This is a genomic window from Cohnella yongneupensis (genome assembly GCF_042655785.1).
Lineage (GTDB): Bacteria > Bacillota > Bacilli > Paenibacillales > Paenibacillaceae > Cohnella > Cohnella yongneupensis.
Genome location: NZ_JBHSNC010000035.1, coordinates 20,507 through 35,057, shown reverse-complemented (window position 1 = coordinate 35,057; position 14,551 = coordinate 20,507). Strand labels below are relative to the sequence as shown.

Here is a 14,551-nt window from a genome sequence, read left to right as displayed (position 1 = left end):
CCCGCATGCAGCTTAGTCGAGCGAACGCGTCCGAACCGCGAACATCCCCATCGGCTTCCACTGCAGGAAGGCGACGATGCACAAGAAGACGAGCACCTTGCCGAGAGACGCATCCGTCCACCATTCGAACATCGTGTTGAACACGCCGATGCCGAGCGCTCCGGCTACGGTCCCTACGAGCTTGCCGACGCCGCCCAGCACGACGACCATGAAAGCATCCACGATATAATAAGTGCCGATGGAAGGCCCGATTGATCCAATTAACGTAAGTGCGCAACCCGCGATGCCCGCGATACCCGAGCCGATAGCAAAAGTAACCGAATCTACCCGTCTCGTCGAAATTCCTAGGCATGCCGCCATGTCCCGATTTTGCATAACCGCGCGCATTCGGCGCCCGGCACCGCTACGGTAAATATAGAAGTACATCGCGACCAAAATCAGAACGACTAGCGCGATAATGAACAACCTTTTGTAGGGGAGAACAACGTCACCGCCCATCAATTTCAACCCGCCATTAAGCCACGAAGGGCTCTCGACGCCGACGTTCGGCGCCCCGAAGATGGACCTTGCAAGCTGCTGCAGCATTAAGCCGACGCCCCAAGTGGCGAGCAAACTGTCGAGCGGACGGCCATACAAAAACCGGATCAATGTCACCTCGAGCAAGAAGCCAATGGCGAACGCAAGCACGAAGCTCACGAGTATAGCGACCGGAAAATACGCGTCGAACATGCTTTTAGGGAAGGAAGACTTGAATATTTCTTGCGTCATATAAGCGCCGTAAGCGCCGATCATGATAAACTCGCCGTGCGCCATATTGATGACCCGCATAAGACCGAACGTAATGGCTAGCCCGAGCGCGATCAAGAGCAGAATGGAGCTGACGCTAAGACCATTGAACATTTGCGTAATCCATATATCCATCGATGGAACCCTCCCCTGCCTTGGTACAAGCGAGGGGAAGGCTCGGCTTTCGCCGAACGCTTCCCCCTACGTTTGCTGCGACTAGTTTATGACCCTTCGCTGAGCCCCTTCGCCCAATCGTAGGTTTTCAAGTATGGATCGGGTTTGACCGGACCACCGGAATTCCACAGTTCTACGATTTGACCGTCGGCTTGGATTTCGCCGATCCGAACCGTCTTGTAGATGTGCTGGTTATCTCCGTCGATCGTGACTTTGCCCTCTGGCGCGTTGAATTCGATGCCTTTGGCCGCGGCCTTCACCTTGTCTACGTCGAAGGATCCGGCTTTCTCGGCCGCTGCCGCCCACAGATAGACAGCGACGTAACCCGCTTCCATCGGATCGCTCGTTACGCTGTCCGCACCGTACTCCTTCTTGAAGTTTTCAACGAATGCTTTGTTCTCCGGCGTATCGGTCGTTTGGTAGTAATCCCAAGCGACGAGATGCCCCGTCAAGTATTCAGGACCGATGCCCTTCACTTCTTCCTCCGCGACGCTGACGGATACCGTCATGAGGTCTTTGGAGCTAATGCCGGCATCCTTCAATTGCTTGAAGAAGGCTACGTTGCTATCGCCGTTCAGCGTGTTGTACACGACGTCCGGCTTCGCTTCCTTAATCTTCGTAATAATCGTGGTGTAGTCGGTGTGACCGAGCGGCGTATATTCTTCGGCGACCGTCTCTCCGCCTTTGGCGGCCAGCTGCGCCTTAATGATCTTGTTAGCAGTGCGCGGGAATACGTAGTCGGAGCCAAGAAGGAACACTTTCTTCTTGCCCTTCTCCAGCAGGAAGTCGACGGAAGGGATGATTTGTTGGTTCGTCGTTGCGCCGGTATAGAAGATGTTAGGGGATGATTCCAAGCCTTCGTATTGTACGGGATACCAGAGCAGACCGTTCAGTTCTTCGAATACCGGCAGCATCGCTTTACGGCTGGAAGAAGTCCATCCCCCGAATACCGTCGCGACTTTATCTTCCGATAGAAGCTTGCGCGCCTTTTCCGCGAATGTCGGCCAGTCGGACGCTCCGTCCTCGACGATGGGCTCGATCTGTTTACCGAGCACGCCGCCCTTGGCGTTAATCTCTTTGATCGCCATGAGCTCGGAGTTCTTGACCGTCACTTCGCTGATCGACATCGTTCCGGTCAACGAATGCAAGATACCAACCTTAACCGTGTCTCCCGTCGCCGCCGCGGACGATGCCGGCGCCGAGGATGAGCTCCCCGCCTCATCATTGTTGTTGTTACCGCAAGCTGCCAACACCAAGCTGGCGGATAACACCAATACGAATCCTTTAACCCAATTACCCTTCCTCATCCTTCCACTCCCCGATCTATTGTATGGTTTCTCTCTAAAATCCGAACGTTAGGTTCTCTCCACAACCGCACCGTTCGTGATCCCATTATATGGCGAGTTTCTAGTCCATGTCAATATACATGACATATAAATAGGAAAATATCTATTTTACAAGAAGATATCCTCTATTTATATGCACTTAACGTAATTAAATATCACATATATCGACGGATTACACTTAGTTTATGTTATGAAAGGTAACATAACAGACTTTCAATTCGACGAAAAAAAGACGTGCTCGGGAACCGAAGTTCCTTTGCACGTCTTAACGTGGAATTCTTTTATTTCGCCGACGCCGATGGCGATGCGCTTGGGGAAGCGCTTGGCGATGCACTCGGAGATGCACTAGGGGATCCCGATGCGCTAGGCGAGCTCGAAGGGCTTGGCGACGGTGCAGGCAACGTTACCTTGATCTCGAGTTTCTCTTGCTCCGCCGTTAGGAAGTCGCCGGCTTTGGTGCCCGCCACGTTCGTTTTCAACGTGTCTTTGTCCTCATCCGTCAGCTTATCGAACGCCGTAGCCTCGCGGCTCTCCACCTTCATAACATGATACCCGTATTGCGTTTTGACCGGTTCGCCGATTTTGCCGATTTCTTGCGTGTTAGCCGCGTCCTTGAACTCGGCGACATAGCCGCTTACGGTCTTCTTATCATATAGGCCGCCATTGTCTTTAGAACCCGGGTCGTCGGAGTACTCCTTCGCCAGTGCGTTCCAGTCTCCGCCGGCATCCAGCTTCGCTTTGACTTCTTGCGCGCGCTTGAGCGCTTCATCGTCGGTACGAACGCTAGCATTGGTCGACTGATCGACGGTTTGAACTAGAATATGACGAACGGACACGACGTTGAAATCCGCAGGATTCTTATCGTACTCCGCTTTCATCTCGTCATTCGTGACGGCGGCTTTATATTCGTTCATCTTCGCCATGTAATACAATTGGAACGCATAATCATGCTTAAAGAATTTCACCGCTTCGGCGACGGACAAGTTATGCTCGTCCATGTAAGACTTGAGCTGGGCCGATTGCTCGGCGTTCTTGAGCTCCGTCTCCAATTCCGTCTTGAAGCTCTCGGCGTTCGTATCGACCGTTTTCTTATCCGCGTCCGAAATTTGCGGCGCGAATACTTTGGAAACGACGTATTGCTTAACGAAGTTCTCTTTCAACTGTTCGATCGACATGTACATCGCTTTATCGGGATTTATGAACATCTCGAATGCCGCGTATTTGTCATATTCTTTGTCCGTAACGGTACCGCCGTCCTTGTAGGTAGCGATTACGTCACCCTTGCTAGATCCTGGATAATCCCCGTCTTTATTTCCGCAGCCGGACAAGAGCGCGACGGGCATGGCCGCCGTCAGCAGTATGGTGGCTAGCCGACGGTACGGCATGCGCTTATGGTGCAACATCCTGCAATTCTCCCTTCGATTTTGTCGCTTCTTTGTATTGTAACAGAAATTGCTCGATTAGCGCCAATAAAGCGTTCTCATCGAGGCCTCGAATCTTAAATCGAAGGACAAGCTGCGACGCATTGATCGCATTAACTAGACGTCCTTGGAACTTCGACTCCATCGCCTTAAGCTTGGTCAGGTCGATATCCTCGCGGCGTCGCTCCTCGAATTTGAGGGAGACCTCGTCCCCGCGACGGATAATGGACTCGATTCCGTAGCGTCGGCCATGTACTTTCAGTCTGGCGACAGTCAGCAAGTTGAGCACGGCCTTAGGCGGTTCACCGAAACGGTCGATCAGCTCTTCGAAGAGATCGCTCACATCGTCGAGCGACGATGCTGTCGCGACCTTCTTGTAAATCTCGATTTTCTGAATGCTGTCGTAAATATAATCCGGCGGCAAATAAGCATCGACGCCCAAATCCAGCTGCGTATTGATAACCTGCGGAGGCAACGCCACGCCACCCATCTCGAGCTTGCGGCTTTGGATTTCCTCGGCCAGCATTTGCGAATAAAGGTCGAATCCGACGGAAGCGATGAACCCGTGCTGTTCCGCTCCGAGCAAGTTGCCCGCGCCGCGAATCGACAAGTCGCGCATCGCGATCTTGAAGCCGGAGCCGAGCTCGGTAAATTCCTTGATCGACTGCAGCCGCTTCTCCGCCACTTCGGTGAGCACCTTGTCCCGCTGGTAAGTAAAATACGCATAAGCGATCCGGTTCGAACGACCAACGCGGCCCCGCAGCTGGTACAGCTGCGACAGCCCCATCTTGTCCGCATCGTGGACGATAAGTGTGTTCACGTTCGGAATATCGACGCCCGTCTCGATAATGCTCGTGCTGACGAGTACGTCGTACTCGCCGTCCAGAAAATCGAGAATCGTCCGCTCCAGCTCCTGTTCGCTCATCTGGCCGTGGCCGACGGCGACGCGTGCGTCCGGAACGAGCGCGCTAATCTGCTCGGCCATCTGGTAGATCCCTTGTACCCGGTTATACAAATAGTAGACTTGGCCATCCCGGGCCAATTCCCGCTCCACCGCTTCGCGCACGAGCGTCGGGCTATACTCGACCACGTACGTCTGAACCGGGAACCGATTTTCAGGCGGCGTCTCGATAACCGATAGATCCCGCACGCCTAACATGGACATGTGAAGCGTACGCGGAATTGGCGTCGCCGTGAGGGTCAGCACGTCCACGTTCGTCTTGATTTTCTTCAGCTTCTCCTTGTGCGTGACGCCGAAACGCTGCTCTTCGTCCACGATGAGGAGGCCAAGGTCTTTGAAGATGACGTCTTGCGAGAGCAACCGGTGCGTCCCGATGACGACATCGACCGTGCCGGCCTTCAGCCCTTTCATCGTATCCGTCTGCTCTTTGCGGGAACGGAACCGGCTAAGCACCTTAATATTGAAAGGATAGCCCGAGAAACGTTCGCGGAACGTCTCGTAATGCTGCTGCGCCAAAATCGTCGTCGGCACGAGTACCGCTACCTGCTTGCCTTCGATTGCCGCCTTGAACGCCGCACGGATCGCGACTTCCGTCTTGCCGTATCCGACGTCACCGCACAACAACCGATCCATCGGGCGCGCCGTCTGCATATCTTCTTTGATTTCCTGAATAGCGCGAAGCTGATCCACCGTTTCGTCGTAAGGAAACATCGCTTCGAATTCCTGCTGGTATGGCGTATCGTCCCCGAAGCCGAACCCTTGCGTCGACTGACGCGCTGCGTACAGCTTGATCAGATCGTCGGCGATGTCTTGCACGGAGCTGCGGACTTTCGTTTTAACCCGGTTCCATTCCGCGCCGCCTAGCTTGCTAACCTTCGGCTCCTTTTCTTCGGAACCGATATATTTCTGAATAAGATCAAATTGCTCCACCGGAACGGACAACCTGTCGCTGCCCGCGTAGAGGATATGAAGATAATCTTTGTGAATGCCGCCCACTTCGAGCGTGCCGATACCAAGATACTTACCGATGCCGTGGTTCTGGTGAACGACGTAATCTCCGACTTTAAGCTCGGTATAGCTCTTGATCCGCTCCGCGTTGTCCAGATGGCGGTCTACCCGTCTCGCCTTGCGCTGCTTCTGGGTAAACATCTCCCCTTCGGTAATGACGACCAATTTAATGGAGGGCAGCTCGAACCCGCTCTGCAAGTTGCCTTGCAAAATTTCGGGAGGCTCGATTTGGTAGTCTTCGAGGACGCGCCTTATGCGCTCCGCCCGCTCGGTATTTCCGGCGAGCATGTAGATGCGCGACCCGCTCTTCTTCCAGCGCTCCATCTCTGCTTTAAGTACGTTCATCTGGCCATGAAAGTTTTGCATGGAGCGACAGACGAAGTTCACGATATTTTGCGGCTGCGTATGCGGAATTTGCCTAACGAACAAAGATAAATAGACAGTCTGGTATCCCTTAGGATAGAGCGCCTGTTCAGCGCCGACCGCCAGCATGAAGCCTGGCAACGACTTTCCTTGTTGCAGCAGATGCGTCGTCCATTCGGTCTCGTCCCGTTCCAGCTGACGCGCCGTCTCCGCAAGCCGATTCGGCTCATCCATGAGCAGAATCGTGTCCTTAGGGATATAATCGAGCAACGTTTGACGTTCCGGATAGAGAAGGGAAATATATTTGTAGATTTCGGAAAAATACACACTTTGTCGCAAAAGGTCTATTTCCCGGGAAATTTCGGAGCTAAGCCGTTCTTTCGCCTGACGATCGCTCATTTTCTCAAGCTGTTTGTCGAGAAGGTCGTGCGCGTGCTGCGCCGCGTTCTTGAAACGGCGTTCGTTGGCGATCCACTCTCTGCAAGGCCGAACCGTGTAGCTATCTAGCTTATCGATAGAGCGTTGATCCGTCGGATCGAACGTACGGATCGAATCGACTTCGTCGTCGAACCACTCTACGCGGTAGGCGTTAGCGGAAGCGAGCGGGAAGAAGTCTACGATGCCCCCTCGCACGCTAAGATGCCCTTTCTGTTCGACGCGATCGACGCGCTCGTACCCCATCTCGATCATACTGCGAAGGAATTGCTCCATGGGCAGCGTCTGGCCGACTTGCATATCAATGCGCGCTTCCGCCATCGATTTACTGTCCGGCTGGAACCTCCGAACGCCGGCGAACGGCACGACAACGAGCCCGCGGAAGCCTTCCGCAAGCTTAAGCAATACTTCTAGACGTCTCGCCGACGTTTCCGGACTCGAGATCGCCGTCTCCGCCGCTATCAATTCGTTAGCCGGATAGATCAGCACCTCATCCGCGGACAAGCACTCTTGTAGATCATCCGCCATCTTCTGAGCCGAGAACATGTTGTGCGTAATAACGAGCATCGGCCGATTCAGCTCGCGATACATCGCGGCGATCGCCGCCTGGCGAGCGGAACCGGACAGTCCGGCTACGAGTTGCTCGCGCATGCCGCTCTTGAGCCCGCCCAATATACTAATCAGATCGGGATCCGCAATCATGGACTGAATGAGCGGTTTCATGGCATTTCCCCTTTCTTCCCGTCAATCCGCTCCGTATTGATCATAGGAAAAAGCCCCGGCACATGCCAAGGCCTCCTGTTGAAGGTGTCGGAACGTGATGATGCTGCGATCATTGCAATGGATTCGATAACAAAGCCAGCTCGGGATGAGCATCCAACGTCTGGCTGCAATAGTCGCATATTAACCGTACGGTCACGTCCCCGTTCGAATTATACGCAATTATACGCTTTCGCTCTTCGTCGGTCAAGAATTGGAAACCGAGGCGATACTCCGGAACTTCGGCGTTCTCGAACCGCCCCAGCGCCATATTGCAATGCCTACAAACGTAGTTTACAGCCATATGTATGCCTCCTGAAACAGGGTTATGCGGCAATCGCCGCCTTCTGGTTCAGTATGCCCCATCGATGCGTATTTTAAGCTTGCGCGCTGCCCGTTCCGCCGGCGGTATTGAATTTCGCCATCGTCTGCTCGAACGGATGGCCGATCGCATGCTCGATCGCATCGCAGGCTTCTTCGACCATGCGGCGTACTTCCGCTTGTTCCGCTTTCGCGAATGGCGAGAGCACGTAATCGGAGATAACGACGCCCGGCTTCGGCCGCGAAATGCCGATTCTGACGCGGTTGAACGTCTGGGTGCCGGTATGCTGAATGATCGACTTGATCCCGTTATGTCCGCCCGCACTGCCCTGATATCTTAGACGAATGCGGCCCACCTCCGTGTCGAGGTCGTCATAGACGACGATCAAGTCTTCTAATTTAACCTTGTAATAATCCATAAAAGCGCGAACCGATTCTCCGGATAAGTTCATATAAGTCATCGGCTTCAATAACGCGACTTTCTCCCCTCCGATGCGCGCTTCCCCCGTCAGCGCCTTGCACTTGTTGTTGCCGACGTCCGCGCCGTGTCTCCTCGCCAATTCATCGATCACCATGAATCCCACATTGTGCCTCGTATTCGCGTAAGCGGTACCGGGATTCCCCAGTCCGACGATCCATTTCATCGCTTGCTTCAACCTCCGTTAATGGTTCCTTTGTCCGATTCAAAAAAAATTTCCGTGCCATGCAACGATTTATATCCCTAATGTGTCCTATTCAATACAGACACCAATGGAGAAATGGAGTGAATTGACGTGTACATGAATGGCCAAATGATCTATGACGACCGGCACTTCCAAGATCATATGAGTTCCGAGGTGCCCGTACAGATTTACTGCGGCAGATCGCACAGCGACATCGGTTTCATTGAACAGTATGGCAAAGAGTTTGTTCAGGTCAACAATATTTTCTACAGCCGCAAGCAATTTACCTTCGTATCTCGTCCGGGATATTAATTAATTTGTGCTTCACCGTCAAAAGAAGGGGTCGCGTCTAGGCGCGACCCCTTAATCATGCAATCGATAAGTAAAATCCTTAATCCTTCTCCACGGCCACCGCCGCATCCCGATGCTTCGCGTTCTGCAACTCCTCATCGTGGATATGATCGAGCTCTTCCTCCGTACGTTCCTTCTGAGGTGCTAGGATCGCCACGACCACCGTCTCCGCGTCTTGCGTAGCCTTGATACCTTCCGGCAACTTCAAATCCCCAATCGAAATATGTTCTCCCAATTCAAGACTGCTGACATCGACGTCGATAACGTCCGGAATATCCTTAGGATAACATTCGATATCAAGCTCGTGCAAAATTAACTGCAGCATGCCGCCTTCGCGTTCTCCGATCGAACTGCCGACGATATCGATTCTCGCCGACGTCGTGATTTTCTCGTTCATGTCGATCCGCTGAAAGTCGATATGCATGATCTGATGGGAAATCGGATCGCGTTGCAGCTCGGCCATCATAATCGGATGCTTGCCTTCACCGGGCACGTCCACTTCGATCACGGAGTGAGGATGGCTTCTTAGCATTGCCGCCAATTGTTTGCCGTCTAGCGATATGGACACGGGCGCGCCCAACCCTTTGCCGTAGATGACGCCCGGTACTTTGCCGGACTCTCGGATTTTGCGCAATTCGTTGCGGCTTCCGGTTACCCGCCGCTCTACTTGCAATGTCGCGCTTGCTTTCATAGGCGTACCTCCTCGGTTAGAGATATCCTATTATTGCCCGCTCGCCCATTCAATTAAACATGCGGTTCGAACAGCTTGCTGATCGATTGCTGCTCGTGAATACGGACGATCGCTTCGCCGATGAGCGGCGCGACGGACAACACCTTGATCTTCTCCGTACCGCACGGTTGGCGCAGCGGGATCGTGTCCGTGACAACGATCTCCTTAAGCGGCGATGCTTCCAACCTCTCGATTGCGGCTCCGGACAATACCGGATGCGTACAACAAGCGTACAACTCTACCGCCCCCGCTTGCTTTAGCGCAGCGGCTGCCAGCGCGATCGTCCCAGCCGTATCGATAATGTCATCGATCAAGATCGCCGTTCGTCCAGAGACGTCCCCGATAATGTTCATCACTTCGACGACATTGGGCTCCGGACGCCGCTTGTCGATGATCGCGAGAGAGGCCCCCAGCTCATCGGCCAGCCTGCGAGCTCGCACGACCCCGCCGTGATCCGGTGATACGACGACCGGTAAGCGAAGCCCTTTGGTTTGAAAATATTCGCCCAGAATAGGTACCCCGAGCAGATGATCGACCGGAATGTCGAAGAAGCCTTGAATTTGCATCGCGTGCAAATCCATTGCAATGACACGATGCGCGCCTGCCGTCTCGATCAAGTTCGCTACTAATTTAGCCGTGATCGGATCTCTTGAGCGCGCCTTGCGATCTTGTCTTGCATAGCCGTAATACGGCATGACGACGTTAATCGTCTTGGCGGATGCCCGCTTCAACGCGTCTACCATAACGAGCAGCTCGATCAGATGATCGTTCACCGGCGCGGATGTCGATTGGATGACATACACATCGGCTCCCCGGACGCTATCGTCTAGGCGGATGTGCGTCTCTCCGTCGCTGAACCGGCCCATCTCGGCTCGGCCAAGCTCCACGCCAATATAGCTGGCGATCGCTTCCGCCAGCTTAGGGTTGGAGCTGCAGGAGAACAGTTTCAATGTGGCATCAGGGTACGCCATATGACAACCGCCTTTTTTATTCAGTTTGACCGCTTATTCGGACTCTCTTTCCTTCTTCGCCTTCGCGCGGGCGCGAAGCTTAGCCGCGTATCCCGGCTTGTTGACTTGCCGTTCGCGCGCGATCGCGACATCGTTATCTTCGACGTTCTGCGTAATCGTCGAGCCGGCAACTACGTACGCGCCGCTGCCGATTTTCACGGGAGCGATCAAGTTCGCGTTGCTGCCGATAAACACGCCGTCGCCGATTTCGGTTACAGATTTATTATACCCGTCATAGTTGGCGGTAATCGCTCCGCATCCTATATTTACGTTGGAGCCTACGATCGCGTCGCCGACATAGCTCAAATGCGGGACTTTGCTATGCTCGCCGATTACCGTGTTCTTGATCTCTACGAAATCTCCGATTTTCACGTGACGCCCCAGCTTCGTGCCCGGTCTTAGGAAAGCAAAAGGTCCTACGTTGCAATCGTCGCCGATCTGCGCCTTCTCCGTGACGGAGTGCCGAATCGTCGATCCGCTGCCTACCGTCGTATCGGTAAGCTCTGCTCCTGGCCCGATGACGCAATCGGAACCGATAGCCGTATTACCGCTAAGCACCGTTCCAGGGTAAATGATCGTATCCGATCCGATCGTGACGTCCGCGCCGATATACGTATTGCCGGCATCGATAAGCGTTACGCCGTTCAATTGATGCTTCGCATTGATGCGAAGGCGCATGAGACGTTCCGCTTCGCCTAGCGCGACGCGGTCGTTAACGCCGATCGCTTCCGCGACGTCGCCGGTTACGCTGGCTCCGACCCGCTCGCCTTGCCCCTTCAGAATGCCAATAACGTCCGTCAAATAGTATTCGCCCTGCGCGTTCTTGTTCGTCACAAGATCAAGAGCGGCGAACAGCTTCCGGTTATCGAAGCAATACGTGCCCGTATTGATTTCTTGTATGGCAGCTTCTTCCGCATTGCAATCCTTATGCTCCACGATGCGCTCCACGTCGCCGTTCGCTCCGCGTACTACCCGCCCGTATCCGGTCGGATCTGCGAATACTGCCGTCAGCACCGTAGCGGCAGCGCCTTGCGCCACGTGCTGCGCGATCATCGCTTCTACCGTTTCCACGCGCACTAGCGGTGTATCTCCGCAAATGACGACCGTAACCCCGTCCTCAAGTCCGAGAAGCGATTTAGCTTGCATAACCGCATGTCCCGTACCCAACTGCTCGGCTTGGAAGGCGTATTCTACCGATTGTCCGAGCGTCGCTTGCACCGCTTCCGCGCCATGCCCGACGACGATTACCGTACGCTCGCAAGAAGCTTGTTTAACTGTATCAAGCACATGGCTCACCATAGGCTTGCCGCATACTGCGTGAAGCACTTTGTATAGTTTGGATTTCATGCGCTTGCCCTGTCCGGCCGCAAGCACGATCGCCATTTTCTTCATGAGGTATAACGCTTCCCTTCATCCGTTTCTTCAATTACATCAGCATCATAGCTTATTCCGTTATAAATGAAAAGAGAGCCCTCATAGGCCCTCTCTCCGAGTATTCATCATTATGCCCCTTCGACCATAACTTCTTCATCTTGCGCAGCACGCTCATACTCTGCCAACACGGCCGCTTGAATCTTCTCGCGCGTGCCGGAAGAGATCGGATGAGCAATGTCTCGAAACTCTCCGTCCGGAGTCCGTTTGCTCGGCATGGCCACGAACATGCCATTGTTGCCGTCAATGACCCGAATATCGTGTACGACGAATTCGTTATCAATGGTAATCGAAGCAATGGCCTTCATGCGCCCCTCCGAATTGACGCGGCGGAGTCTCACATCTGTAATTTGCACTTTGTGTTCACCACCTTTGTCCATCAGAAGACTTGGTGTAATATTCCACAAAATCGCGCCGATTCCTTCTTAATTCTGGTAAAGCCAATGTTAAAAATGAAAAAATTTTTTAATTCCTGACAGTTTCGACATTAATCGCCGCGATCAATTCTATTTCGACAAAAACATCTCTCGGAAGCCTTGCGACTTCTACTGTGGAGCGGGCTGGCGTGTGTTCGCCGAAGTACGAAGCGTAGATCGAATTGAACGCCGCGAACTGATTCATGTCCTTCAAAAAGACGGTTGCCTTCACGACGTCGCCGAAAGTGGCTCCCTCTGCCGCAAGCACCGCTTTCAAGTTGGTCAGCACCTGGTTCGTCTGCTCCTCGATGCCGCCTTCTACGAGTTGGCCAGCGGGAGTGAGTGGGATTTGACCCGATGTAAAGAGAAGATTACCTGCGCGCACGGCTTGCGCATACGGACCGATAGCGGCGGGAGCTTCTGGCGTAGATATGATTTTAAGACTCATGGGAGGTTCCTCCGAGTTAGTTATTGAAAAAAGTTCCCGGGTTGCACGGTAATTTGGCGGGTTTTCAAATCCACTTCCGTAAGCCGCGCTAGGGACACATAGTCATGTAGCAGTCGCTCGTCCGTCTCTACTTCTCCGGATTCTACGAACACGCCGACTCCGGCAACTACGGCACGGAATTCATGCAGCAGATCGACCATTCCTTGAATGGTTCCCCCCGCTTTCATGAAATCGTCGATAATAAGCACGCGCGATTCCTCTTTAAGTGCGCGTCTTGCTAGCGACATCGTCTGGATTCGCTTCGTGGAGCCCGAGACGTAGTTGATGCTGACCGCCGAGCCTTCCGTCACTTTGTGATCCCTGCGCACGATGACGACGGGCAAGTTCAAGAAGACGGCCGTCGCATGGGCCAGTGGGATTCCTTTCGTCTCCACGGTCATAATGACGTCGATGTGTCGGTCCGCGAACGCCGAAGCGAACATGCGTCCGACCTCTTGCATCATGCCGGGCTGTCCGAGCAAATCGGTCATATAGAGATAGCCGCCCGGCAACAGCCGATCCGGCTGTTCAAGCTCGCGGCAAATCGAACCCATCTTCTCGAGCGCGAGATCCGTGCGAACCTTCGGCACGAAACGAACGCCGCCCGCCGCGCCGGCAAGCGTATTCAATTCTCCGATGCCCTCATCTTCGAAAACTTCTTTAATGATCGCCAAATCTTCGCTAATCGAAGACTTCGCAGATTGGTAGCGTTCAGCGAATGCTGTTAGAGAAATTAACGTATGAGGACGAGCTAACAGGTATTGTGTCATCTCAACGAGTCTAGCGCTGCGTTTCAACTTTTTCACTGTCCTCTCTCCTGTCTAAATCCGAATAATATAACTGCATCATATCACTTTTATACGGTTTTCAGCAAGGAGAAGCCGCAATTTCACTATGATTTAACCTCTTATGTAAGCATTCTTACCACGTACACCTCTTTGCAGAAGCCTCTAAGCCCATTATAAATTTTAGCCACTTTCATTTCCTTGGATACGAGGCCGAACACCGTCGGTCCGCTTCCGGACATTAGCACGCCGTCCGCGCCAAGTCGCTCCATGCAATCTTTGATCTGCCTGACCTCCGGATGACGATCGAGCGTAACCGTCTCCAGCACGTTGCCGAGCGCTTTACACACTTCCGGGAACGATTGATTCGAGATCGCATCCAACATCCGCGGCAACGAAGGGTGGGTCTTCAGTTCGTTCGCGCGCAGCTTCCCATAGACGTCCGCCGTGGATACGTTGATCGGAGGCTTAGCCAAAATGACCCAGCATTGGGGCGGCGATTGGACCGGGGTGAGCTTCTCTCCGCGCCCGGTTGCCAACGCGGTTCCTCCGCGAACGCAGAACGGGACGTCCGAGCCAAGTTCCGCGCCCAGGCTTTCCAGCTCGGCTCCGCTCAGGGACAGATTCCATAACCGATTGAGTCCCCTGAGCGCGGCTGCAGCGTCACTGCTGCCTCCTGCGAGCCCGGCAGCCACCGGTATTTGTTTATCGAGGTGAATGTACACCCCTCGTTTAACGCCGTACCGCTCCTTAATTAGCTTAGCGGCTTGGAAAGCCAAGTTCTTCTCGTCCAGCGGAATGAATCCGACTTGGCTCGACAATACGATCTGGTCGCGAGGCAGCTCTTCCATTTCGAGCCGATCGGCCAGGTCGACCATCGTCATAATCATCTGTACTTCATGAAAGCCGTCTTCGCGCTTGCGCAGCACATCAAGCAACAAATTGATTTTGGCAGGCGCTTTCTCGTAAATTTTCGTCATCGTTATCCTCGCTTGCTTGTTCGTCACTTTACATATTATAACAAACCCGTTCACCAATTGCGATTTTCCGCGAACCCGTGTAATTTAGCGCCTAATTCGCTAAGCGTAAAAATAAGCCGAACCCC

The 14,551-nt window shown here is 53.6% G+C and carries 14 protein-coding genes; 1 reads left to right on the top strand and 13 read right to left on the bottom strand.

What is annotated here, in order from left to right; translation table 11 throughout:
- Nucleotides 1-12: 12 nt before the first annotated feature.
- The 6 genes from urtB to pth all read right to left on the bottom strand — a co-directional run bounded on the left by urtB (nt 13) and on the right by pth (nt 8,218).
- Nucleotides 13-921, bottom strand: coding sequence for an urea ABC transporter permease subunit UrtB (gene urtB / locus ACFPQ4_RS11205; RefSeq protein WP_378111940.1), 909 nt, complete (start codon nt 919-921; stop codon nt 13-15).
- A gap of 86 nt (nt 922-1,007) precedes the next feature.
- Nucleotides 1,008-2,267, bottom strand: coding sequence for an urea ABC transporter substrate-binding protein (gene urtA / locus ACFPQ4_RS11200; RefSeq protein WP_378111939.1), 1,260 nt, complete (start codon nt 2,265-2,267; stop codon nt 1,008-1,010).
- 320 nt (nt 2,268-2,587) lie between these two features.
- Nucleotides 2,588-3,709, bottom strand: coding sequence for a peptidylprolyl isomerase (locus tag ACFPQ4_RS11195; RefSeq protein WP_378111938.1), 1,122 nt, complete (start codon nt 3,707-3,709; stop codon nt 2,588-2,590).
- The gene (gene mfd / locus ACFPQ4_RS11190; RefSeq protein WP_378111937.1) at nt 3,696-7,217 is read right to left on the bottom strand and encodes a transcription-repair coupling factor; all 3,522 of its coding nucleotides are present in this window, start codon (nt 7,215-7,217) and stop codon (nt 3,696-3,698) included. Before mfd ends, ACFPQ4_RS11195 begins: the two co-directional genes overlap by 14 nt.
- Nucleotides 7,218-7,326: 109 nt before the next feature.
- A complete protein-coding gene (locus ACFPQ4_RS11185) occupies nt 7,327-7,557 on the bottom strand; it encodes an anti-sigma-F factor Fin (protein ID WP_378111936.1) in 231 nt (76 codons plus the stop codon).
- 73 nt (nt 7,558-7,630) lie between these two features.
- Nucleotides 7,631-8,218, bottom strand: a complete 588-nt coding sequence (gene pth, locus ACFPQ4_RS11180; RefSeq protein WP_378111935.1) for an aminoacyl-tRNA hydrolase — start codon at nt 8,216-8,218, stop codon at nt 7,631-7,633.
- 135 nt (nt 8,219-8,353) lie between these two features.
- Here pth and ACFPQ4_RS11175 point away from each other — a divergent pair, with 135 nt between their 5' ends.
- On the top strand, nt 8,354-8,548 hold the full coding sequence (locus ACFPQ4_RS11175; protein ID WP_378111987.1) for a hypothetical protein: 195 nt from the start codon (nt 8,354-8,356) through the stop codon (nt 8,546-8,548).
- Between the two features lie 79 nt (nt 8,549-8,627).
- On the opposite strand, the gene ACFPQ4_RS11170 is transcribed toward ACFPQ4_RS11175, so the two are convergent.
- From ACFPQ4_RS11170 to ispE, 7 genes are all read right to left on the bottom strand, one after another.
- The gene (locus ACFPQ4_RS11170) at nt 8,628-9,278 is read right to left on the bottom strand and encodes a 50S ribosomal protein L25 (RefSeq protein ID WP_378111934.1); all 651 of its coding nucleotides are present in this window, start codon (nt 9,276-9,278) and stop codon (nt 8,628-8,630) included.
- 53 nt (nt 9,279-9,331) lie between these two features.
- Complete coding sequence (locus ACFPQ4_RS11165) at nt 9,332-10,288, bottom strand: ribose-phosphate diphosphokinase (protein WP_378111933.1); 957 nt, start codon at nt 10,286-10,288, stop codon at nt 9,332-9,334.
- A gap of 33 nt (nt 10,289-10,321) precedes the next feature.
- On the bottom strand, nt 10,322-11,719 hold the full coding sequence (gene glmU / locus ACFPQ4_RS11160) for a bifunctional UDP-N-acetylglucosamine diphosphorylase/glucosamine-1-phosphate N-acetyltransferase GlmU (RefSeq protein ID WP_378111932.1): 1,398 nt from the start codon (nt 11,717-11,719) through the stop codon (nt 10,322-10,324).
- Nucleotides 11,720-11,829: 110 nt separating this feature from the next.
- Complete coding sequence (gene spoVG, locus ACFPQ4_RS11155) at nt 11,830-12,114, bottom strand: septation regulator SpoVG (RefSeq protein WP_035119511.1); 285 nt, start codon at nt 12,112-12,114, stop codon at nt 11,830-11,832.
- Between the two features lie 109 nt (nt 12,115-12,223).
- Nucleotides 12,224-12,622, bottom strand: a complete 399-nt coding sequence (locus ACFPQ4_RS11150) for a RidA family protein (RefSeq protein ID WP_378111931.1) — start codon at nt 12,620-12,622, stop codon at nt 12,224-12,226.
- 20 nt (nt 12,623-12,642) lie between these two features.
- Complete coding sequence (gene purR, locus ACFPQ4_RS11145) at nt 12,643-13,467, bottom strand: pur operon repressor (protein ID WP_378111930.1); 825 nt, start codon at nt 13,465-13,467, stop codon at nt 12,643-12,645.
- A 101-nt stretch (nt 13,468-13,568) separates the two neighbouring features.
- Nucleotides 13,569-14,426, bottom strand: coding sequence for a 4-(cytidine 5'-diphospho)-2-C-methyl-D-erythritol kinase (ispE, locus tag ACFPQ4_RS11140; protein ID WP_378111929.1), 858 nt, complete (start codon nt 14,424-14,426; stop codon nt 13,569-13,571).
- Nucleotides 14,427-14,551: the final 125 nt, after the last annotated feature.